This window comes from Zestomonas insulae (assembly GCF_016901015.1).
Taxonomy (GTDB): domain Bacteria; phylum Pseudomonadota; class Gammaproteobacteria; order Pseudomonadales; family Pseudomonadaceae; genus Aquipseudomonas; species Aquipseudomonas insulae.
In genome coordinates, this window is the sequence record NZ_JAFEUP010000002.1 from 579,508 (window position 1) to 601,810 (window position 22,303).

General features: G+C 65.1%; 22 protein-coding genes. 8 read left to right on the forward strand and 14 right to left on the reverse strand.

Annotation, left to right across the window (positions count from 1 at the left end):
* Nucleotides 1–3 precede the first annotated feature (3 nt).
* From JQX08_RS08410 to JQX08_RS08440, 7 genes are all read right to left on the reverse strand, one after another.
* On the reverse strand, nt 4–1,050 hold the full coding sequence (locus JQX08_RS08410) for a class I SAM-dependent methyltransferase (RefSeq protein ID WP_205347918.1): 1,047 nt from the start codon (nt 1,048–1,050) through the stop codon (nt 4–6).
* Nucleotides 1,051–1,355: 305 nt separating this feature from the next.
* Nucleotides 1,356–1,691, reverse strand: coding sequence for a VOC family protein (locus tag JQX08_RS08415; protein ID WP_205347919.1), 336 nt, complete (start codon nt 1,689–1,691; stop codon nt 1,356–1,358).
* Between the two features lie 518 nt (nt 1,692–2,209).
* Nucleotides 2,210–2,647 carry a hypothetical protein gene (locus JQX08_RS08420; RefSeq protein ID WP_205347920.1) on the reverse strand — a complete coding sequence of 146 codons (438 nt, stop codon included), beginning with the start codon at nt 2,645–2,647 and terminating at the stop codon, nt 2,210–2,212.
* Nucleotides 2,648–3,381: 734 nt separating this feature from the next.
* Nucleotides 3,382–4,710 (reverse strand): chromate efflux transporter, encoded by a 1,329-nt coding sequence (gene chrA, locus JQX08_RS08425; protein ID WP_205347921.1) that lies wholly within the window; start codon nt 4,708–4,710, stop codon nt 3,382–3,384.
* 101 nt (nt 4,711–4,811) lie between these two features.
* Complete coding sequence (locus tag JQX08_RS08430; RefSeq protein WP_205347922.1) at nt 4,812–5,090, reverse strand: Rho-binding antiterminator; 279 nt, start codon at nt 5,088–5,090, stop codon at nt 4,812–4,814.
* Between the two features lie 9 nt (nt 5,091–5,099).
* The gene (locus JQX08_RS08435) at nt 5,100–5,354 is read right to left on the reverse strand and encodes a DUF2024 family protein (protein WP_205348203.1); all 255 of its coding nucleotides are present in this window, start codon (nt 5,352–5,354) and stop codon (nt 5,100–5,102) included.
* Nucleotides 5,354–6,100 carry a hypothetical protein gene (locus tag JQX08_RS08440; RefSeq protein WP_205347923.1) on the reverse strand — a complete coding sequence of 249 codons (747 nt, stop codon included), beginning with the start codon at nt 6,098–6,100 and terminating at the stop codon, nt 5,354–5,356. Before JQX08_RS08440 ends, JQX08_RS08435 begins: the two co-directional genes overlap by 1 nt.
* Before the next feature lie 125 nt (nt 6,101–6,225).
* On the opposite strand from JQX08_RS08440, the gene JQX08_RS08445 reads away from it, so the two are divergent.
* Complete coding sequence (locus tag JQX08_RS08445) at nt 6,226–6,783, forward strand: MarR family transcriptional regulator (protein ID WP_205347924.1); 558 nt, start codon at nt 6,226–6,228, stop codon at nt 6,781–6,783.
* A gap of 144 nt (nt 6,784–6,927) precedes the next feature.
* Complete coding sequence (locus tag JQX08_RS08450) at nt 6,928–7,617, forward strand: MOSC domain-containing protein (protein ID WP_205347925.1); 690 nt, start codon at nt 6,928–6,930, stop codon at nt 7,615–7,617.
* Between the two features lie 4 nt (nt 7,618–7,621).
* On the opposite strand, the gene JQX08_RS08455 is transcribed toward JQX08_RS08450, so the two are convergent.
* The 6 genes from JQX08_RS08455 to gcl all read right to left on the reverse strand — a co-directional run bounded on the left by JQX08_RS08455 (nt 7,622) and on the right by gcl (nt 15,508).
* A complete protein-coding gene (locus JQX08_RS08455) occupies nt 7,622–8,518 on the reverse strand; it encodes an urea transporter (protein ID WP_205347926.1) in 897 nt (298 codons plus the stop codon).
* Nucleotides 8,519–8,727: 209 nt separating this feature from the next.
* Nucleotides 8,728–10,143 (reverse strand): pyruvate kinase, encoded by a 1,416-nt coding sequence (gene pyk, locus JQX08_RS08460; RefSeq protein ID WP_205347927.1) that lies wholly within the window; start codon nt 10,141–10,143, stop codon nt 8,728–8,730.
* On the reverse strand, nt 10,140–11,414 hold the full coding sequence (locus JQX08_RS08465; RefSeq protein WP_205347928.1) for a glycerate kinase type-2 family protein: 1,275 nt from the start codon (nt 11,412–11,414) through the stop codon (nt 10,140–10,142). The genes pyk and JQX08_RS08465 overlap by 4 nt, the downstream gene beginning before the upstream one ends.
* A gap of 403 nt (nt 11,415–11,817) precedes the next feature.
* Nucleotides 11,818–12,708 carry a 2-hydroxy-3-oxopropionate reductase gene (locus JQX08_RS08470; RefSeq protein WP_205347929.1) on the reverse strand — a complete coding sequence of 297 codons (891 nt, stop codon included), beginning with the start codon at nt 12,706–12,708 and terminating at the stop codon, nt 11,818–11,820.
* A 105-nt stretch (nt 12,709–12,813) separates the two neighbouring features.
* A complete protein-coding gene (gene hyi / locus JQX08_RS08475; protein WP_205347930.1) occupies nt 12,814–13,596 on the reverse strand; it encodes a hydroxypyruvate isomerase in 783 nt (260 codons plus the stop codon).
* A gap of 136 nt (nt 13,597–13,732) precedes the next feature.
* A complete protein-coding gene (gene gcl, locus JQX08_RS08480) occupies nt 13,733–15,508 on the reverse strand; it encodes a glyoxylate carboligase (protein ID WP_205347931.1) in 1,776 nt (591 codons plus the stop codon).
* 317 nt (nt 15,509–15,825) lie between these two features.
* Between gcl and JQX08_RS08485 the strand changes: the two genes are divergently transcribed.
* Both JQX08_RS08485 and JQX08_RS08490 read left to right on the forward strand, forming a co-directional pair.
* Entirely contained in the window at nt 15,826–16,266 is a 441-nt protein-coding gene (locus JQX08_RS08485; RefSeq protein ID WP_205347932.1) for a GlcG/HbpS family heme-binding protein, read from the forward strand.
* 219 nt (nt 16,267–16,485) lie between these two features.
* Nucleotides 16,486–16,908, forward strand: a complete 423-nt coding sequence (locus JQX08_RS08490; protein ID WP_205347933.1) for a hypothetical protein — start codon at nt 16,486–16,488, stop codon at nt 16,906–16,908.
* 52 nt (nt 16,909–16,960) lie between these two features.
* On the opposite strand, the gene JQX08_RS08495 is transcribed toward JQX08_RS08490, so the two are convergent.
* Nucleotides 16,961–17,599, reverse strand: coding sequence for a TetR/AcrR family transcriptional regulator (locus JQX08_RS08495; protein WP_205347934.1), 639 nt, complete (start codon nt 17,597–17,599; stop codon nt 16,961–16,963).
* 247 nt (nt 17,600–17,846) lie between these two features.
* Here JQX08_RS08495 and moaA point away from each other — a divergent pair, with 247 nt between their 5' ends.
* The 4 genes from moaA (at nt 17,847) to JQX08_RS08515 (ending at nt 22,270) form a co-directional block, all read left to right on the forward strand.
* Complete coding sequence (gene moaA, locus JQX08_RS08500; RefSeq protein WP_205347935.1) at nt 17,847–18,842, forward strand: GTP 3',8-cyclase MoaA; 996 nt, start codon at nt 17,847–17,849, stop codon at nt 18,840–18,842.
* A gap of 212 nt (nt 18,843–19,054) precedes the next feature.
* Entirely contained in the window at nt 19,055–20,413 is a 1,359-nt protein-coding gene (locus JQX08_RS08505) for an 8-oxoguanine deaminase (protein ID WP_205347936.1), read from the forward strand.
* Nucleotides 20,414–20,796: 383 nt separating this feature from the next.
* Nucleotides 20,797–21,624 carry a substrate-binding periplasmic protein gene (locus JQX08_RS08510; RefSeq protein ID WP_346727584.1) on the forward strand — a complete coding sequence of 276 codons (828 nt, stop codon included), beginning with the start codon at nt 20,797–20,799 and terminating at the stop codon, nt 21,622–21,624.
* A 208-nt stretch (nt 21,625–21,832) separates the two neighbouring features.
* Nucleotides 21,833–22,270 carry a nucleoside deaminase gene (locus tag JQX08_RS08515; protein WP_205347938.1) on the forward strand — a complete coding sequence of 146 codons (438 nt, stop codon included), beginning with the start codon at nt 21,833–21,835 and terminating at the stop codon, nt 22,268–22,270.
* Nucleotides 22,271–22,303: the final 33 nt, after the last annotated feature.

Sequence of the window (22,303 nt, forward strand, 5' to 3'; positions counted from 1 at the left end):
GACCTACTTGCGCGCTTCGAGGATCAGGTTGAACGGGGTTTCCGCCGCGCGGCGGAAGCGGCTGAACCCCGCCTCGCTGAATACCTGACGCAGGCGCGCTTCGCCAGCCTGCGCGCCGAGGCCCAGACCGACGTCCTGGGACAGCGAGTTGGGCGTGCAGATGAACGTCGAGGCGGCATAGAACAGCCGACCCACCGGGGTCTGGTTGTCGTCCAGCTGGTCATTGGCGAACGGCTCGACCAGCAGCACCGTGCCGTCCGGCTTGAGCGACTGGTAGGCGTGCCGCGCGGCACCGACCGGGTCGCCCATGTCGTGCAGGCAGTCGAAGTAGCAGACCAGGTCGAAGTCGTTGTCGGGGTAGTTCTTCGCCGTGGCCTGGGCGAAGCTCACCCGCTCGGCCACCTGGCCTTCCTGGGCGCGCTGCGTGGCGGTGTCGATGGAGGGTGCGTGGTAGTCGAAGCCGACGAAGCGCGAAGCCGGGAAGGCCTGCGCCATGATCACCGTCGAGGCGCCGTGGCCGCAGCCGACATCGGCGACCTTGGCGCCGGCCTTGAGCTTGTCGACCACGCCGTCCAGCGCTGGCAGCCACTCGGCGACCAGGTGCGTGCGGTAACCGGGGCGGAAGAACCGCTCGGTGCCGCTGAACATGCACGGGTGGTGATCGCCCCAGGCCAGCGCGCCGTTGCCGCGCATGGCGGCGACCAGTTTGTCCTTGTCATGGAACAGCGCCGCGACCACCACCGCGCCACCGGCCACGTAGACCGGCGAATCCTCGATGGCCAGCGCCAGCGCCTGCTCCTCGGGCAGACGGAACTTGCCGTCGCTGTGCTCCATGTAGCCGGACGCCGCGTGGGCGCTCAGCCACTCGCGCAGCAGGCGGGCGTTGCAGCCGGTCTTGGCGGCCAGTTCCTCGGGGCTGATGGCGCGGCTGTCGGCCATCGCGCGGTACAGGCCCAGTTCGTCGCCGAGGATGATGTTGGCGAGCATCGCCGCGCCACCCATGTCGGAAACCAGCTTGCCCATGAAGTCGTTGAGTTTGCCTTCATCCATTGCTTGTCCTCCTCTCCGCAGCCGGCGCCCAGGGCGCGCCGCTGCTTGGCGGTGCAACAAGGTGACAGCGGAAACGCGATGCGCCGGTGAATCGCCTGCTGATACGCGCCGGTGCGGCAGTGTCCTGGATGCACCGGCGGGACTGCTGTGGAGTGGCCGCGCGGGGCTTGCCTGGGCGCGTACCGGCGGGTCGTCTACGCGCTTGCTGACAAGGACGGAGCGGGGCGTTTCCCCTTGCAGGAAACGCCGTCAGTTTAGTCCCGGCGCCACTGCCGCGTGCGCCTCTCCGGCCAGGCGGCGCACGCCTAGTCCTGCTGTTGGAACGCCAGGTAATAGCCATTGCAGTCGCGAATGCCGAACTCTCGCGAGCCATACGGCATGTCCTGAATGGGCCAGGCGACCGTGACTGCATCCTTGATCGAGGCGAAGTAGCCGTCCGCATCCGGAACGGTGAAGTAGAGGGTGCCGGAACACATCGGCTGGCTTTGCCAGAGGTCTTGTTCGGTGAAGATGAGTTTGCCGTCGTGCTTCTCGGCCGTGAGTGTTCCTGGCGTATCGAATACCTCAAAGCAGAGCACCGCCTGATAGAACGTGCGGGTTTCGTCCAAGTTGTTACAGCGTAAAAGAAGAGTGAGGGACATACGTTCTTATCGGGATGTCTGACGTTCAGGTTAATGGGCCGCGGCACTCGGTCCTAGTGAGCGAAGCGAACGACTTGAGTGCCGTGCTATGTTTCAACTGCGCTGCCGCGATACTTGGCTGCTTCGATGAGCATTTGAGCAAGAAGCTTCGCCTCGGGGGAGGGAAGCGAAATAGGAACCATCTGATAGCCGTCAATGGATGACACAGATAGTTCTAGCCCGACGAAGCGAAGAGTGGGCGCTGCATTTACCGCATGAACCTTTACTCGTGCAGTAACAATTTTTCGCTTCCCTGTCACACCATCCCACGTTTTGACGATCTTGCACCAAACATCAGTCCACGGCCGCGCTTTGTAAAGAACACAAAGCAAATCCAGCCGAAGATTAAGAGGAAGCCTGCAAGTAATAAAAGTTCGCCCATAATCTGTCCTTGAAGCATAACAATCAAGATAATGGACAGCCAAAAGTTCAGCTTTTGGCTGTCCAGCGAACGAAGTGAGCGTCAGTTGAGCGCATTGTTATGCGCTTGCGCTCGGGGCTTGCATGGGGTTTTTGCTCTGGCGTTGAATGTATATGTGCGTAATTATATATGACGCGATAGATATGGATGCGCAGATCGGAAGAATGGGTAAAACATAGCTTAAGGCTGAGGTGAAATTAAGCTTCATGCTTTCCATGATGTACGGGATTAAACCTATGTTGCTGCTTGCGGCAACCCCAGAGGTAGCGCTTACTGCGTACAATAGGAAAGCTAAAAGATGTGCTCCGCTACTTCTTGTTGCGCCCCTAAGTAAAAGTATTGCGTAAGCTATGGATATTATGAAAAGCCCAATTAGCGCTGCTGTTGCAGCTACGCTATTCGGGAAGTTATTGAGACCTGTGATTAGCGAGATTGTTCCCAGTAGTGCGCTTATGGCGGTAATGCCGAGCATAATTATTATGTTGATGGTGCGCATGATCCTTCCTTGTGCATGACGTTTGGTTAAGGGGCCGGCTATGCCGGTCCCGAGTGAGCGAAGCGAACGGCTTGAACCACTAGTTAGAGGAAGTTTCTCACCGTTCAAAGTCAATAGCATTTATGCAGCAAATTGCTCCACAAATTGCACCAATAACACCGCAAAATAAATAATGGCTGGAGGTGTCCATTTTATCGAATGGGAAGTACATGGTAAGCTTTGCTGCGATTGCGCCTGATGCTCCACCCATTAAAGCTCCCGAGCCATACCAGATATAAGAAACGCACGGTATTTTTGCGGCCACTGCTAAAGTAATATTAAAAATAGTTCCTGCTAATATAGTCGTAGGGGCGCTCATAATAATGGCGAAAAAAAGTATGGGGGAAATAGCGCCATGGGGTGTCCGCCATTTCCAAGCACTGTTGCTATGATTGGACCGGCAACAATAAATATAAGCATTGATTTCGTTTTCGAATTCATCAAATACCTTGCTCTAACTATAAGTAGGCGACACATATGGGGTAATGTTTTCCGCCACATGTGTCGCATAACATTCCTTGTCGCCCTAAAGGCCTTTGTCTGGCTGGTTAGAGTCGCCGCAAATGCGACATTGGCAGCCAACTGCACGGCCTAGAAACGCCGAGCTCCAGTGCGACAAAGTACAGCGTCGCCAGTCGACGCTACCAATGTGCCATCAGTCTGTCTATTGATCACTGGGTTCCTCTGCAGGCGACCTACAGTCGAACCACCAAGCCCGCCAACGCACTCAGTAGCAACACCGCCACCACCCCCACCTTAAAGCGCAACAACGCCACCGCCGCGCCCAGGGCGATCAGCGCCGACGGCCAGTCGAAGCTGCCGGCGAAGCCGTGTAGCCAGAGCACGTGGTAGGCGAAGAACAGCGCCAGGTTGACGATCACCCCGACCACTGCGGCGGTGATGGCGGTGAGTGGGGCGGTGAAGTGCAGTTCGCCGTGGGTGGATTCCACCAGCGGGCCGCCGGCGAGGATGAACAGGAACGACGGCAGGAAGGTGAACCAGGTGACCAGCCCGGCCGCCACCGCGCCGGCGAGGAAGGCCTGGTCGGCGCCGAACATCGGTTGCAGGTAGGCCCCGACGAAGGCGACGAACGCCACCACCATGATCAGCGGTCCGGGGGTGGTTTCGCCGAGGGCCAGGCCGTCGATCATCTGCGTTGGGGTGAGCCAGCCGTAGTGCTCGACCGCGCCCTGGTAGACGTAGGGCAGCACCGCGTAGGCGCCGCCGAAGGTGAGCAGCGCGGCCTTGCTGAAGAACCAGGCCATCTGCGTCAGCGTGCCCTGCCAGCCGAACAGCGCGGTGAGCAGGCCCATCGGCAGCAACCACAGCAGGGCGCCGATCAGCAGTAGAAGCGCCAGGCGCGGCCAGCGAAAGCGGGCGTGCGCGGGCGGTGGGGTGTCGTCGTCGATCAGCGCCGGGCCGTAGCTGGCGTTCGTCAGCGTCGGGCCGCCGCCGGGACTGAACTGCTGCGGGGCCAGGCGTCCGCCGAGGTAACCGAGCAGCCCGGCGCCGAGCACGATCAGCGGGAAGGGCAGCGCGAGGGCGAAGATGGCGACGAATGCCGCGGCGGCGATGGCCCACAGCCAGGCGTTCTTCAGCACCCGGCCGCCGATGCGCAGCGCGGCCTGCAGCACGATGGCGGTCACCGCCGGCTTGATGCCGTAGAACAGGCCGGCGAGCAGCGGCAGGTGGCCGAAGGCGATGTACAGCCAGGACAGGCCGATAAGGATGAACAGCGACGGCAGCACGAACAGCGCACCGGCCAGCACGCCGCCCCAGCTGCGATGCAGCAGCCAGCCGAGGTAGGTGGCCAGCTGTTGCGCCTCCGGGCCGGGCAGCAACATGCAGAAGTTCAGCGCGTGCAGGAAGCGCCGCTCGGATATCCAGCGGCGTTGCTCGACCAGCTCTCGATGCATCAGGGCGATCTGCCCGGCCGGGCCGCCGAAGCTGATGAAGCCGAGCTTGAGCCAGAAACGCAGGGCCTGGCGGAGGCTGATCGGCTGGGACGTCTGGTGAGAAGACATGGGCCCACGCGGCGGACGACGATGAGTGTTCTATAGCATGAGACAGTGACAGTTCGAGGGAAACGGCCCGTCGCGGCGCGGAGCCGGGACGGGCCGTGCAATCAGAACGCGCAGAACTGGCCGGCGAGTTCCACCCGGCCGAAGCTGGCGCCGGGGTTCAGCGGAGTGATGGCGAGCAGCTCGTCGAGGCGCACTTCGGTGCTGCCCTGGGCGGTCTCGAGGACGAAGAATTCCTCCTTGCTCGCCGCGGTGCGGGTGGTCAGCGCCTGGGCCTCGAAGCTGGCGCCGTTGACCTGCTCGACCCGCAACCGGTAGCCGTGCATGCAGGCGATCTCCAGGTAGTCGTGCAGATCGCAGTTCAGGGGGCGGTAACTGTTCATTAGAACCTCCTAGCAGCCTTGTAGCGGGATGATGAAGTAGCCCTGTTGCGTGATGGCCGCAGCCACCTCCGGTGGTGCCGACTCGCTGTGGCAGAACAGGCACTCGCTCTGCTCGACGTCGGCGTCCTGCAGGCCCCGGTCGGCGAGGAAGCGCCGGGCGAAGCCGGTGGCGCGCTCGACGTCGCCGCCGTGGGTGAGCACGTCGAAGTGCAGGTAGCGACCGTCGCGGGTGCGCACGTGGGTATCGAAGACTTTGACGTCCATCATTTGTCCTCCTTGAGTTTCCAGGTGGCCGGCAGCGACAGGTCGCCGGATGCCACGTCCCACACACTGCTGACGCACAGCAGCGGGTTGTGCAGGTCGGCGTTGACCTGCAGCGCGGCGGTCACCCCGTCGTAGTTGAAGCTGGCCGGGAAGCCGACTGCCGCCAGCGGCACGCGGATCTGCGCGGCGTTGGCCTTGACGTTGAGCTCATAGCCGGGCGAGTCGATGTAGATCGGCGCGCCGGGCCAGGTCGCCGGCAGCTTGGGTTTGGCGCCTTCCGGAATGTCGCGCACCTTGAGGCCGGACGGTCCGCAACTGGCGTCCTTGCTCAGCACCACCCAGTGCGAGTGCCACAGGCCGCCATCGTTGTCCTTCTTGCCGTCGCGGTTCTCGTCGAGCTGCGGGGTGTCGTCGAAGTCCGGGTGCGAGGTCAGCGCCAGGGCGAGGATGCCGGATTCTTTCTCGAAGCCCACCGCGCTGCTGTCCAGGCTGGTCGGCCACACGTAGCTGTACACCTCGGCGCGGGCGAAGCTGCCCTTGGGCGATGGCGTGCGGCTGCCGGCCTGGCCGTCGACCAGTTGTTCGAAGACCAGGTCGTTGCCGTCCTTGAAGACGCGGGTGTGGACCAGGTCGAAGGCGGCGTCGGCCTTGTCGGACTTGGCGCTGTGGATGCCTTCGGCGTCATGGGCCCAGGACTGGCTGGCGAGCAATGCGCCAAGGGCGAGGGCGTACGTGCGGGCTTTCATCTGCCTATCTCCTTGCTGTTGGTATCGGATCGAAACTGTGTGTAAAGCTACTCCCGGGCGGGTCTTTGTCAATATGGTTTTTATTCGATACTATTTATCGCTCTGATTGATTGCGGAGTGCCGCCGTGCTGTTCGACCTGCTGGAACGCCTCTCCGCGCTAACCCGCGTGTGGTTCCGCCAACATCCGCTGCTCGCCGATCTGCAGCCGGTGCAACTCAGCGCGCTGCTCTACCTGTCGCGCTGCAACCGCTACTCGAACACGCCGCTGGCGGTCGCCGACTACCTCGGGCTGACCAAGGGCACGGTGTCGCAGTCGCTCAAGGCGCTGGAGGGCAAGGGCCTGCTGAGCAAGGCGCCGAGTGCGCGCGACAAGCGCAGCGTGCATCTGGAACTGACTGGTGCGGCGCGCGCGCTGCTCGGCGCGGTGATGCCGCCGGCGTTTCTCAGCGCCGCGGCGGCACGCATGGGCGCCGATGCGCAGCAGCTCGAGCAACTGCTCGGCGACCTGCTGCGCAACGTCCAGCGTGATCAGGACGTGCCGAGCTTCGGCCTGTGCCGCACCTGTCGTTTCCACCAGACGGTCGACGGCCTGCCGTTCTGCGGCCTGACCCACGAACCGCTCAGTCACGCCGAGGCAGAACTGATTTGCCGCGAGCATGCGCATCCGTTAGAGGAGGCTTGAGAGCATGTTTACGATCTCCTGGCTCGCGGCCAGACCGCGTCAAAAGCGGCCTCAAAATGCTCATTTACACTTCGTAAACTGCGCTTTTTCGGCCGCTTTTTCCTTGTCTGGCTCTAATCCAGAAAATCCTAAACAGGCTCTCGGATGAGCGCGCGCATCGTCCTCGACCAATTGCTCACCGGCCGCGCGGTCGCCTACACGCGTGCCGAGACCCGCAGTGCGATCGCCAAGACGCCGCGCGACGCGGCCCTCGCGGTGAGCAGCAGCGGGCTGGCCGGCGACGAGCAGGGTGACCTGCGCGTGCACGGCGGCATCGACAAGGCCATCCACCACTATCCGCGCGAGCACTACGCCGCCTGGGCCGCCGAGCTGGGCGCGCACGCGCTGCTGGGCACAGCGGGGGCGTTCGGCGAGAACTTCAGCACCTCGGGCTGGACCGAGCACGACGTCTGCCTCGGCGACCGCATCCGCGCCGGCAGCGCATTGCTCGAGGTGTCCCAGGGGCGCATGCCGTGCTGGAAGCTCAACGACCGTTTCGGCGTGCCGGAGCTGGCCCTGCGCGTGCAGCAGAGCGGCCGCACCGGCTGGTACTACCGGGTGCTCGAGAACGGTGTGATGCGCGCCGGCGACGTGTTGCAGCGCCTCGAGCGGCCGTTGCCGGAGTGGCCGCTGGCGCGCCTGTCGGCGGTGCTGTTCAGCTCGACCATCGACACTGAACTGCTGCGCGAGTGCCTGGCCTTGCCGCTCGCCGCCTCCTGGCGGCGCACCCTGACGCGGCGCCTGGAGAACGGTGTGGTGGAAGACTGGAGCCCGCGTCTGCAGGGCCCGCAGTAGCGCGTCAGGAACGCAGCGTGGCGTCGGCCGGGGCCAACCAGCGCGAGCGGCCGGCGGCGAGCACCAGCCAGCAGGCGAGGATGAACGGCGCGGTCAGCGGCGGCAGCCCGAGCACGCCGAAGCAGGGCTGCAGTAGCCAGCTGAGCAGGATGCCGAGCAGCGGCGCCCAGATCCGCCGATGGCTCAGCGCGATGGCCACCAGCACCGCGTTGTAACCGGCCAGGCCGAACAGCGCGCTGGTGCTGGTGCCGTCCAGGCTCAGCGCCATCAGCAGGCTCGCGGCGGCCGCACCGAGCGCCCAGGCGGCGCAGCGCCAGCCGGCGAACAGCAGCGCGAGCAGCACGCAGGCGCCGGCCAGCGGCGAGCCGAGGAAGATCACCTGACCGATGCTGCGCAGCAGCGCGGCGCCGAGGCCCAGTGCGTCGCCCTGCAGGACCTGCGCGGCGGCGCTGCGCGACTCCAGGCCGAACAGCTCGGCGCTGGCCAGGCTCAGCCAGCCGAACAGCACGAAGGGCAGGGTGTACACCGGCAGCCCGCCGCGCAGCCGGCCGCGGCGCAGCAGGGCATGCAGCAGAGCGGTGGCCAGCGCCGCGGCGGCGCACAGCAGCACCGCCATCGGCAGCGACCAGAGGAACTGGCTGGCGAACAGCAGGCCGACCAGCGTGGCGTTGTAGCCGTACAGGCCGGCGTCGCGGTCGCTGGCGCCATAGCCCAGACGCCAGGCGACCAGCAGCCCGGACAGCGCGCCGAGCAGGGCGCCGGGCAGCAGCGCGAGGTTCTCCACGGCGATGGCGACGAGGATCAGCGCGCCACACAGGGCGTGCTGTTGCAGGAAGATCTGGCTGCAGCCGTTGAGCAGGGCGCGCAGGGTGGGGAGGAGGCGATCAGGCAGGGGCGTCATGGGTCGCTAGCGGCAAAAAGAGGCGACCGTTGAGGAGCCGGTCGCCTGGAAATCCGGCGCGAAGCCAGATGGGAGCGTTTGAGCTGTTGCAATCCGTCGGACGGATCATTCCGTAGGCATGGACCGATGATCGCGAATGAATTCGCTCCTACAGGCGGGGGGGAGCGCCTTGTGTAGGAGCGGATTCATCCGCGAGCAACCGAGCTGCGTTACGACAGCGTTTCGATGCGCAGCGTGTTGGTGGTGCCCGGCTGGCCGAAGGGGATGCCCGCGGTGATCACCACGGTGTCGCCTTTCTTGGCCAGGCCCTGGGCCTGGGCAATTTCCAGCGCGGTGCTGCTGACTTCCTCGACCTTGCTCAACCGCGCATTGACCACCGAGTAGATGCCCCAGGCCACGGTCAGGCGGCGTGCGGTGTGCAGGCTCGGGGTCAGGCTGAGGATGGTCGCGGTGGGCCGCTCGCGAGACGCGCGCAGGCTGGAGGCACCCGACTCGCTGTAGTTGACCAGTGCCGCCACCGGCAGGATCGCGCTGATCCGGCGGATCGCGCAGCTGATCGCGTCGGAGGCGGTGGCCTCGGCCTGCGGGCGGCCGACGTCGAGCTGGGCCTGGTAATCCGGGCCGTTCTCGATCTGGCGGATGATCTTGCTCATCATCTGCACGGCTTCCAGCGGGTAGTCGCCCGAGGCGGTCTCCGCCGAGAGCATCACCGCGTCGGTGCCTTCGGCCACGGCGGCGGCCACGTCGGTGACTTCGGCGCGGGTCGGCGCCGGCGAGAAGCGCATCGATTCGAGCATCTGCGTGGCGACCACCACCGGGCGGCCAAGGCGGCGGCAGGTGGTGATGATGTCCTTCTGGATGCGCGGCACGTTCTCCGCCGGCACTTCGACGCCGAGGTCGCCGCGCGCCACCATGATCGCGTCGCACAGCTCGGCGATCGCCTCCAGGTGCTGCACCGCCGATGGCTTCTCGATCTTCGCCATCAGGAACGCCTTGCCCTGGATCAGCTCACGCGCCTCGACGATGTCCTCGGGGCGCTGTACGAAGGACAGCGCTACCCAGTCGACGCCCAGTTCAAGGCCGAAGTCCAGGTCGCGGCGATCCTTGGCGGTCAGCGGGGAGAGCTGCAGCACCGCTTCCGGCACGTTGACGCCCTTGCGATCGGACAGCTCGCCGCCGGCGATCACCGTGGTGTCGATGGCGTCGGCATGCTTGGCGGTCACTTCGAAACGCAGGCGGCCGTCGTCGAGCAGCAGGCTCATGCCCGGCTGCAGCGCGGCGATGATTTCCGGGTGCGGCAGGTTCACGCGCTGGGCGTCGCCCGGCGTGGCGTCGAGGTCGAGGCGGAAGGCCTGGCCCTTGGCGAGCTGCACCTTGCCCTCGGCGAAGCGGCCGACGCGCAGCTTCGGCCCCTGCAGGTCCATGAGGATGCCGATCGGGTAGTTCAGCTGACGCTCGACTTCGCGCACCCACTGGTAGCGCAGCGCGTGGTCGGCGTGTTCGCCGTGGCTGAAGTTGAGACGGAAGATGTTGACCCCGGCCTCGACCAGCTGGCGGATGTCGTCGATGCCTTTGATCGCGGGGCCGAGGGTGGCGAGGATTTTTACTTTCTTGTCGGGAGTCATTTGGCAGGAACCTCGAGGATCAGGATGGCGCGGAAGTCGTTGACGTTGGTACGGGTCGGGCCGCTGACGATCAGCTGATCGAGCGCGGCGAAGTAGCCATAGCCGTTGTTGTTGTCCAGTTCGTCGCTGGCGGACAGGCCCTGGCGCGCGGCGCGGGCATAGCTGTCGGGGGTCATGATGGCGCCGGCATTATCCTCGGAACCGTCGATGCCGTCGGTGTCGCCGGCCAGCGCCCAGACGCCCGGCAGACCCTTGAGGCTGTCGGTGAGACTGAGCAGGAACTCGGCGTTGCGTCCGCCACGGCCGTTGCCGCGCACGGTGACGGTGGTTTCGCCGCCGGAGAGGATCACGCAGGGCGCCGCCAGCGGCTGGCCGTGCAGGACGATCTGCTTGGCGATGCCGGCGTGCACCTTGGCCACTTCGCGCGATTCGCCTTCCAGGTCGCCGAGGATCAGCGGCGTCAGGCCGGCGGCGCGGACCTTGGCGGCGGCGGCGTCGAGCGCCTGCTGCGGCGTGGCGATCAGCTGGAAGTGGCTGCGCGAAAGGCACGGATCGCCAGGCTTGACCGTCTCCGAGCGCGGGTCGAGCAGCCAGGCGCGCACGTGCGCCGGTACCTCGATGCTGTAGCGGGCGAGGATCGCCAGTGCCTCGGCCGAGGTGGTCGGGTCGGCCACGGTGGGGCCGGAGGCGATCACCGTGGCCTCGTCGCCGGGCACGTCGGAAATCGCGTAGGTGTACACGGTGGCCGGCCAACTGGCCTTGGCCAGGCGGCCGCCCTTGATCGCCGAGAGGTGCTTGCGCACGCAGTTCATCTCGCCGATGGTCGCCCCGGATTTCAGCAGCGCCTTGTTGATCGCCTGCTTGTCCTTGAGGCTGATGCCTTCGGCGGGTAGGGCCAGCAGCGACGAGCCGCCGCCGGAGAGCAGGAAGATCACCCGATCGCTTTCGCTGAGGTTGCTGACCAGTTCCAGCACGCGGCGGGCGACCCGTTCGCCGGCGTCGTCCGGCACCGGGTGGGCGGCTTCCACCACTTCGATCTTCTGGCAGTTGGCGCCGTGCTCGTAGCGGGTCACCACCAGCCCGGAAATCTCGCCGTGCCACTCGCGCTCGATCACCTCGGCCATCGCCGCGGCCGCCTTGCCGGCGCCGATGACGATGACCCGCCCGCTGCAGTCGGCCGGCAGGTGGTCGGCGAGTACCTGACGCGGATGGGCGGCGGCGATGGCGGTGGCGAACAGGTCGCGGAGCAGGGCTTGCGGATCGAGGGACATGGGAGGCTCCAGTGTTGTTCTTGCGTGTATGGGCCGATTGCAATCCTCAGGGCTCGGCTTGGCAAGCGCTGAGGGTTGGAATCGACCAGCCCGTCCGGCAGGCCGTGACACCGCCGGCCGGGAGGTCGAAAGGGGTACCGCGAGAGTAGCGGGGCGGGCAATCCGAGCTTTCCGAGACTCGTGACCAAGTGCCGGAGTACCTGGCAGACCTTGCTGCGCCACGCCTTTCCCACGGTGTGAAACACCCGGCTCGTGACCGGGGCCGGTCGGTACGGCGTTGGGGGTAGACAGTCCCTTCGCCGTACCTGCCAGTCGAACTGGATTCCCGCCTGCGCGGCGGCCCGCGCAGGGGAATGACGGGGTGGCCGTCACCCCCGCGAATGCGGGGGCCCAATTAACCGCCTTACTCCTCGCGAATCGAGAAGTTGGCCATGTGCTCCAGGCCTTTGATCAGCGCCGAGTGGTCCCAGTTGCTGCCACCGATCGCCGCGCAGGTGCTGAACACTTGCTGGGCGTTGGCGGTGTTGGGCAGGTTGAGGCCCAGCTCGCGGGCGCCGGCCAGCGCCAGGTTGAGGTCCTTCTGGTGCAGGCTGATGCGGAAGCCCGGGTCGAAGGTGCCCTTGATCATGCGATCGCCATGTACTTCGAGGATCTTCGAGCCGGCGAAGCCGCCCATCAGCGCTTCGCGCACCTTGGCCGGATCGGCGCCGTTCTTGGCGGCGAACAGCAGCGCTTCGGCGACCGCCTGGATGTTCAGGGCGACGATGATCTGGTTGGCGACCTTGGCGGTCTGGCCGTCACCGTTGCCACCGACGCGGGTGATGTTCTTGCCCATCGCCTGGAACAGCGGCAGGGCGCGTTCGAAGGCGTTCGGGCAGCCACCGACCATGATCGACAGGGTCGCGGCCTTGGCACCGACTTCACCGCCGGACACCGGGGCGTCCAGGTAGGCGGCGCCGGTGGCCTTGACCTTCTCGGCGAACTGCTTGGTGGCGGTGGGGGAGATCGAGCTCATGTCGATCACCACCTTGCCGGCGCCCACGCCTTCGGCCACGCCGTCCTTGCGGAACAGCACGTCGTCGACCTGCGGGGTGTCCGGGACCATGACGATGATGAATTCGGCTTCCTGGGCGACTTCTTTCGGGTTGGCCAGGGCGACGGCGCCGGCGGCGATCAGGTCGGCCGGGGCCGGGTCATGATGTTCGGAGAGGAACAGGGTGTGGCCGGCTTTCTGCAGGTTCTGAGCCATGGGCTTGCCCATGATGCCGGTGCCGATGAATCCGATTTTTGCCATGAGAAATGTCTCCTGGGTTTTTATTGGGTCCCCGCATTCGCGGGGATGACGGGTATCGAGAGGCTTGCGTCATCCCCGCGAACGCGGGGATCCAATGAACAAGCCTCAGATCGCGTTATGGGTTTTCAGCCAGCCGAGGCCGGCGCTGGTGGTGGTCAGGGGCTTGTACTCGCAGCCGACCCAGCCCTGGTAACCGATGCGGTCGAGGTGCTGGAACAGGAAGCGGTAGTTGATCTCGCCGGTGCCCGGCTCGTTGCGGCCCGGGTTGTCGGCGAGCTGCACGTGGTTGATCACCGCCAGGTTGTTTTCCAGGCTGCGCGCCAGGTCACCTTCCATGATCTGCATGTGGTAGATGTCGTACTGCAGGAACAGGTTGGCGCTGCCGACTGCCTCGCGAATCTCCAGGGCCTGCTGGGTGGTGTTCAGGTAGAAGCCGGGGATGTCGCGGGTGTTGATCATTTCCATGACCAACTTGATCCCGGCGGCCTCGAGCTTGCCGGCGGCGTACTTGAGGTTGTCGACGAAGGTCTGCTTGATGGTCGCGCAGTCGTACCCCTGTGGGCGGATGCCGGCCAGGCAGTTGATCTGGCGGTTGCCGAGCACCTGGGCGTAGGCGATGGCCTTGTCGACGCCGTCGCGGAATTCGGCGACGCGGTCCGGGTGGCAGGCGATGCCGCGCTCACCTTTCGACCAATCGCCCGCAGGAAGGTTGAACAGCACCTGCTCGAGGTTGTTGGCGACCAGTCGGGCCTTGATCTCCTCGGCCGGGACATCGTAGGGGAACAGGTATTCGACACCGCTGAAGCCGGCGTCGGCGGCAGCGGCGAAACGGGCCAGGAAGTCCACCTCGGTGAACAGCATGGACAGGTTGGCGGCGAAACGGGGCATGGGATGCTCCTTTGTCGTAGCCCGGCAAGGCCGGAATACATCGTTGATTGGGCCCCCGCCTGCGCGAGGGCGACGAGGCTTCCGTGGTCCCCCTGCGCGGGCCGCCGCGCAGGTGGGGATCCAGAAAGCCGCGGGATCAATCCAGCAGCGAAATTGCCGTCGGTGCGTCCTTGCCGGTCAGGGCCAGTTCTTCGAACTCGTTGACCGCGTTGATCTCGGTGCCCATCGAGATGTTGGTGACCCGCTCGAGGATCACTTCGACCACCACCGGCACGCGATGCTTCTGCATCAGCTCCTTGGCCTGGGCGAGGGCGCCCTGGATTTCGTTCGGCTCGGTCACGCGGATCGCCTTGCAACCCAGGCCCTCGACCACCGCGACGTGGTCGACGCCATAGCCGTTCAGCTCCGGTGCGTTGATGTTGTCGAACGACAGCTGCACGCAGTAGTCGATGTCGAAGCCGCGCTGCGCCTGACGGATCAGGCCCAGGTACGAGTTGTTCACCAGCACGTGGATGTACGGCAGGTTGAACTGCGCGCCGACGGCCAGTTCTTCAATCATGAACTGGAAGTCGTAGTCGCCGGACAGCGCCACCACCTGACGGCTCGGGTCGGCCTTGACCACGCCCAGCGCCGCCGGCACGGTCCAGCCCAGCGGGCCGGCCTGGCCGCAGTTGATCCAGTGGCGCGGCTTGTAGACGTGGAGGAACTGCGCGCCGGCGATCTGCGACAGACCGATGGTGCTGACGTAGCAGGTGTCCTTGCCGAAGAACTCGTTCATCTCCTCGTACACGCGCTGCGGTTTGACCGGCACGTTGTCGAAGTGGGTCTTGCGCTGCAGGGTGCGCTTGCGCTCGCGGCAGGCTTCCACCCAGGCGCTGCGGTCCTTCAGCTTGCCGGCGGCTTTCCACTCGCGGGCCACTTCGAGGAAGGCGTCCAGCGCGGCGCCGGCGTCGGAAACGATGCCCAGGTCCGGGGTGAACACGCGGCCGATCTGGGTCGGTTCGATGTCCACGTGGACGAACTTGCGGCCGGCGGTGTAGACGTCCACCGAACCGGTGTGGCGGTTGGCCCAGCGGTTACCGACGCCGAACACCAGGTCGGACTCCAGCAGGGTGGCGTTGCCATAACGGTGCGAAGTCTGCAGGCCGCACATGCCGGCCATCAGCTTGTGGTCATCGGGGATGGTGCCCCAGCCCATCAGGGTCGGGATCACCGGCACGCCGGTCAGCTCGGCGAATTCCACCAGCTTGTCCGAGGCGTTGGCGTTGATCACCCCGCCACCGGAAACGATCAGCGGGCGCTCGGCGGCATTCAGCATGGCCAGGGCTTTCTCGGCCTGGGCGCGGGTCGCCTTCGGCTTGTTCAGCGGCAGCGGCTCGTAGGCGTCGATGTCGAACTCGATCTCGGCCATCTGCACGTCGAACGGCAGGTCGATCAGCACCGGGCCGGGGCGGCCGCTGCGCATCTCGAAGAAGGCCTTCTGGAACGCGTAGGGCACCTGGCCCGGCTCCAGCACGGTGGTCGCCCACTTGGTCACCGGCTTGACGATGCTGGTGATGTCGACGGCCTGGAAGTCTTCCTTGTGCAGGCGTGCACGCGGCGCCTGGCCGGTGATGCAGAGGATCGGGATGGAGTCGGCGGAGGCCGAGTACAGGCCGGTGACCATATCGGTGCCGGCCGGGCCGGAGGTGCCGATGCACACGCCGATATTGCCCGGGTTGGTGCGGGTGTAGCCCTCGGCCATGTGCGAGGCGCCTTCGACGTGACGGGCCAGGACATGGTCGACGCCACCGATTTTCTTCAGCGCGGCATACAGCGGGTTGATCGCCGCGCCTGGGATACCGAACGCGGTGTCGATGCCTTCGCGGCGCATCACCAGGACGGCTGCCTCGATTGCTCTCATTCTGGCCATAATCTTGTGCCTCTTTTGTTATGAGATTGTATACAAAACTGCTTTGGCTGGATTCTAGGCAGGGCTCGACTCGGCGGTCAACTATTTTTCCGTGACAGGGTGAGGGCTTTTGAAACGCCCGTTTGATCGGGGTTTCAGCGGTTTTTTACAAACGATTCTGAAGGTATGTATACAAAGAAAACAAAAATTGTATGTGACTATTGAGTTTTTTGTTTTAGGTGGGATAGTGGGTCGCATGCACGGCTTGCGTCCGGTTGCCAGAGTCGGACGCCTTGCGAGCCGCAACAGTTCTTATCCACTACAAGAGGCATAAAACGATGAGTACGTTGAATCTGGAAACCGCCACCCGCATCGCCCAGCGCGCCCAGGCCACCGGCCGCGAGTTGAGCGCGGCGCCGCTGACCATCGCGGTGCTCGACGCCGGCGGCCACCTGATCAGCCTGTTGCGCGAGGACGGAGCGAGCATGCTGCGACCGCAGATCGCCATCGGCAAAGCCTGGGGCGCGGTCGCCTTGGGCAAGGGCTCGCGCCTGATCGCCGCCGACGCGCAGCAGCGTCCGGCGTTCATCGGTGCGGTGAACAATCTGGCCGACGGCAACCTGGTGCCGGCACCGGGCGGCGTGCTGATCCGCGATCCGCAGGGCGAAGTGATCGGCGCCATCGGCATCAGCGGCGACACCTCGGACATCGACGAGCAGTGCGCGATCAGCGGCGTCGAATCGGCGGGCCTGAAGGCCGACGCCGGAGTGGCCGCGTAACGGCCGAGCGGAGGAGGGTAGAGCGTAGCGCCACCCATGCAATTCGCTGTGGTGAAAGTAGAAAAGGGGGCGAGCAATCGCCCCCTTTTTTTGTGGCCGCAAAGCAGGGCCTACCGTCTGGCGCCTTTTACATAACCTTTACCCTGGCGGCGTTACGATCCGCTTAGGCCGGTTGTCATATAGATACCGGCATAGCGCCGGAATCTCAGGAGGTGCGCCATGCTTAGCCGTGTTCCCCAACTTGCCCTGCTGTGCGGCTCACTGGTGCTTGCCGGCCAGGCGGCAGCCCACAGCAACAGCGATGCCGCCGCCATTGGCGCAGTTGTCGGTGCCGTGGTCGGGGGAGCCATCGTTGCCGGATCGAACCCTGCACCTGTGTATGTCCAGCCTGCGCCGCCACCGGTCGTTTATGCGCCGGCGCCAGCCTACTATCCGCCACCTCCGCCGGCCTATTACCCGCCGCCGCAACCGGTCTACTACCAGGCCTATCCGGCCTACCGCCCGCCGGTGGTGTTCGTCGCGCCGCCGCGCTACTACCGTCCGGTGCCGGTCTATTACGGACCGGCGCACTACTACAACGGCGGCTATGGTCGCGACGGCTATGGCGGTCGTGGCCGCGGTCACGGCAACGGCCACTGGTAACTAAAAAGCCCCGCTCATGGCGGGGCTTCTTCTTAGCGGTGTAGCACTGCGGTCAGGCGCTTTTGACCTGCTCGCTGGCACCCGGCTCGACCACTTCGCATCCCTTCAGCACCAGGCGAATAATGGTCTCGGCGGCCGCCTCGTAGTCGGCGTCGTCGAGCTTGGCCTTGCCGGTGACCGTGGAAATCTGCCAGTCGAAATCGGCGTAGGTCTGGGTCGCCGCCCAGATGCTGAACAGCAGGTGATGCGGGTCGACCTTGGCCATCAGGCCCTGATCGATCCAGCGCTGGATGCAGTCGATGTTGTGCTTGGCTTGCGCGTTGAGCTGGCCGGCCTGCTCGGCGGTCAGGTGCGGCGCGCCGTGCATGATCTCGCTGGCGAACACCTTGGAGGCGTAGGGCAGTTCGCGGGAAATGCGGATCTTCGAGCGGATGTAGTCCTTCAGCACCAGGTGCGGATGGCTGCCTTCGTTGAACGGCGCGGAGGCCGCCAGCAAGGGCTCGACGATGCTCTCGAGGACCTCGCGGTAGAGGTTCTCTTTCGACTTGAAGTAGTAGTAGACGTTGGGTTTGGGCAGGCCGGCCTTGGCCGCGATGTCGCTGGTCTTGGTCGCTGCGAAGCCCTTGTCGGCGAATTCTTCACTGGCCGCGCGCAGGATTTGTTGTTTGTTGCGTTCGCGTATGCTGCTCATAAGCCCCTTTGGCTCCAGATCTGTCGTCGTCGCGCAGGGCGATCGACGGCGGTCGGGCATCGTAGCACCGGCTTTGCGCGGCGCTCAAGCAAGCGTCCGCTCGGCTCCGCAGCGGTTTGCAGGCGATCGGTGGGCAGGAAATCGGTCGGAAAACCTGTATACAAAAAAATCGCTTTCTGTTTTTATTGGCCATCCGTCCATGCCGCCGAAGCCTCTCTTCCGGCGCGTGCTGCGGCAGAATTCCACGATGCAAGACAACGCTTTGCTCGACCCGCATGGCCGGCGCATCACCTACCTGCGCCTGTCGGTCACCGATCGTTGCGACTTTCGCTGCACCTACTGCATGAGCGAGGACATGGTCTTCGCCCCGCGGGCGCAGATACTTTCCCTCGAAGAGCTCTACACCGTGGCCGATGCCTTCATCGGCCTCGGCGTCAAACGCCTGCGCATCACCGGTGGCGAACCGCTGGTGCGCAAGAACCTGCTCAGCCTGCTCGGCCGCCTTGGCCAGCGCAGCGAGCTGGACGACCTGGCGATCACCACCAACGGCTCGCAGCTGGCGCACATGGCTGCCGACCTGCGCGCCGCCGGCGTCACCCGCCTGAACATCAGCCTCGACTCGCTGCAGCGCGAGCGCTTCGCCGCCTTCACCCGCCGCGATCGCCTCGACCAGGTGCTCGAGGGCATCGCCGTGGCACGCCACGCGGGGTTCCGCCGCGTCAAGCTGAACACCGTGGTGCAGAAGGGCCGCAACGACGACGAAGTGCAGGACCTGGTGGCCTTCGCAGTCGCCCAGGGCATCGACATCAGCTTCATCGAGGAGATGCCGCTGGGCAGCATCTCCAGCCACGAACGCAAGGTCACCCTGTGCACCAGTGACGAGGTGCGCGAGCGGGTGGCGCAGCGCTTCGAGCTGCTGCCGAGCAGCCACCGCACTGGCGGGCCGTCGCGCTACTGGCAGGTGCTCGGCAGCGACACCCAGGTCGGCTTCATCTCTCCGCACAGCCGCAACTTCTGCGGCGACTGCAACCGCGTACGCGTCACCGCCGAAGGCAAGCTGGTGCTCTGCCTCGGCCATGAAGGCGCGCTCGACCTCAAAGCGCTGATCCGTCGCCACCCCGGCGACAGTGAGCGGCTGCGCGGCGCGCTGATCGAGGCGCTGCGACTGAAGCCCGAACGGCACTTCTTCGAAGCGGACCAGCAAGTGCAAGTCGTCCGCTTCATGAGCATGACCGGCGGCTGACCGACGCCCTCGGAGCCGCTCTGGCGGCGTTGCGCCATCTCGCCGTACTAGTCGTACAGCGACCCACATGGATGTGGGAAGTGCAGTAAGCCCGCCGGGAGTGGGCGCTGCGCTTCGATGACGCGCCTTGCCATAGCAGCCCCGATGACGCCGGTCTCGCCTTCTAAACTTTGACAACAACATCGCCCGCCCCGGGGCCGAGGACTATTTGCATGGCTAAGACGCTTCTGGTGAAAAACGCCGATCTGCTGGTGACCATGGACGGCGGTCGCCGCGAGATCAAAGAGGGTGGCCTGTACATCGAGGACAACCTGATCAAGCAGGTCGGCCCGAGCCACGAGCTGCCGCAGAGCGCCGACGTGGTGCTGGACATGACCGGGCACATCGTCATTCCTGGGCTGGTCAACACCCACCACCACATGTACCAGAGCCTCACCCGCGTGGTGCCGGCGGCGCAGGACGGCGAGCTGTTCAACTGGCTGACCAACCTCTACCCGATCTGGGCGCGGCTGACCCCGGAGATGATCGAGGTGTCGACCCAGACGGCGATGGCCGAACTGATTCTCTCCGGCTGCACCACCTCCAGCGACCACCTGTACATCTACCCGAACGGCTGCAAACTGGATGACAGCATCCACGCCGCCAAGGAAATCGGCATGCGCTTCCACGCCGCGCGCGGCAGCATGAGCGTCGGCCGCAGCCAGGGTGGCCTGCCACCGGATTCGGTGGTGGAGAAGGAAGCCGACATCCTCAAGGAGTCGCAGCGCCTGATCGAGGACTACCACGATGCCAGCCACGGCTCGATGCTGCGCGTGGTGGTGGCGCCGTGCTCGCCGTTCTCGGTGAGCCGTGACCTGATGCGCGAGGCCGCGGTGTTGGCGCGCCAGTACGGCGTGTCGCTGCACACCCACTTGGCGGAGAACGTCAACGACATCGCCTACAGCCGCGAGAAGTTCGGCATGACCCCGGCCGAGTACGCCGAAGACCTCGGCTGGGTCGGCCATGACGTGTGGCACGCCCACTGCGTGCAGCTCGACCAGCACGGCATCGACCTGTTCGCCCGCACCGGCACCGGTGTCGCCCACTGCCCGTGCTCGAACATGCGCCTGGCTTCGGGGATCGCCCCGGTGCGCAAGATGCGCGACGCCGGCGTGCCGGTTGGCCTGGGCGTCGACGGCTCGGCCTCCAATGACGGCGCGACCATGATCGGCGAAGTGCGCCAGGCCCTGCTGCTGCAGCGCGTCGGCTTCGGCCCGGACGCGATGACCGCCCGCGAAGCGCTGGAAATCGCCACCCTGGGCGGCGCTAAGGTGCTCAACCGCAACGACATCGGCGCTTTGGCGCCGGGCATGGCGGCCGACTTCGTGGCCTTCAACCTGAACCAGATCGCCTTCGCCGGCGCGCTGCACGATCCGCTCGCGGCTCTGGTGTTCTGCGCGCCGGCCCAGGTCGCCTGGAGCGTGATCAACGGCCGGGTGGTGGTCAGCGACGGCCAGTTGGTCACCGTCGACCTGCCGCGCGTCTTGGAGCGCCACAACAGCCTGGCGCATAGCCTGGTGAGCGGCGAGTAAAGCGCTGGCGGTGATCGCCCGGGCCGGCATTCCCGCTCTCCTGCGCAGCCCCCGAACCCCGTCATTCCCGCGAAGGCGGGAACCCAGAACGGGGCGTGGGGCTGATCACTGCGCTGCGCACGCTGCACGCCACTGGGTCCCCGCCTGCGCGGGGACGACGAGGGACCTGGCATTCCCTCTCTCCTACGCAGCTCCCCAGCCGCGTCATTCCCGCGCAGGCGGGAACCCAATAAACGCCCGGCGCTGCGCATGCCGATCTGTGCGCAAACGCCAGCTTTGGCAAAAAGCTGTCCCATAAGTCAGAAACTGGCGCGAATCTTGATTGGATTCGCCGCCGCCCGCGAGGTGTTACCGGGTGGCATTCACCCGCTATGGAGAGTCCTGTGAAGCCTTACCTCCCGTATTGCCTGCTCGCCAGTCTGCTGCCCGGCATCGCCCACGCCGAAACCTATGTGGTCGGCGTCGAGCAGGCCGATTTCGAGCCGTACTTCAGCGTCGATGCGCAGGGCCGCTACAGCGGCTTCGCTCGCGAACTGCTCGACCGTTTCGCCCGCGATGCCGGCATCGAGCTGCGCTACCAGCCGGTCGAGCCAAGCCACCTGCTCGGCGAGTTGCTCGACGGGCGCATCGACCTCAAGTACCCCGACAGCCCGTACTGGGCCAAGGAGCTGAAAGCCGGCAAACCCGTGGTCTACAGCACCTCGACCGCGGACTTCATCGACGGTGTGCTGGTCGCGCCGTTGCAGCGCGGCAAGGGAATCCAGCACCTCAAGCGCCTCGCCGTGGTCGGCGGCTGGACGCCGGAGCAGTACCGCGAGGCTATCGACTCGCAGCACCTGACACGCGTCGACAGCCGCGACCTGCGCGACATGATCCGGACCACGCTGAAGAAGCAGGCCGACGGCGGCTACTACAACGTCGAGGTGGCGATTCACGCGCTCAACTACAGCAACAGTTCGTCCAACGCGCTGGTGTTCGACTCCAGCCTGCCGTACAGCCGCGGCACCTATCACCTGTCGACGCTCAAGCACCCGCAGCTGATCGAGCGCTTCGACCGTTTCCTCAAGGAACACCCGGAGGAGCTCGCTGCCCTCAAGAGCCGTTACCGCGTCGAGGAAAACATCAACTCCGAGTTCGTCGGCATGGAGCAGTGGAAGGTCGACTTCATCAAGCGCCAGCGCGCCAAGGAGCAGCCGAACGCCCAGCCGTGAGCTGGCGTGCGCCTTGCAACGCAAGAGCCGGTCTACGATCTCCTGACTCGCGGCCATACTGCGTTAAAAGTGGCCTAAAAATGCTCATTTACACGCCGTAATCTGCGCTTTTTCGGCCCCTTTTGCCTTGTCTGGCTCTAATTCAGAAGATCGTAAACCGGCTCTAAGCGCTATTCGGATCACAGCCCCACTCGAACGGAGAGACTCCATGGATGCATTTCTGCAGGCGGCCATCGATGAAGCGCAACAAGGCCTGGACGAGGGCGGCATTCCCATCGGCTCGGTGCTGGTGCACCAAGGCAAGATCATCGGCCGCGGCCACAACCGCCGCGTGCAGCACGGCAGCGCCACGCTGCACGGCGAGATGGACGCGCTGGAGAACGCCGGGCGCCAGCCGGCCAGCGTGTACCGCGACAGCGTGCTGTACACCACCTTGTCGCCGTGCTCGATGTGTTCCGGGGCGATCCTGCTGTACGGCATCCCCAAGGTGATCGTCGGCGAAAACCAGACCTTCCTCGGCGAGGAAGATCTGTTGCGTTCGCGTGGCGTGCAGGTCGAGGTGGTGCAGGACGCGCGCTGCGTCGAGCTGATGCGCACCTTCATTGCGCGCAGCCCGGAGCTGTGGAATGAGGATATTGGCGAGTAACGGTACGCCCCTCACCCTAGCCCTCTCCCAAGG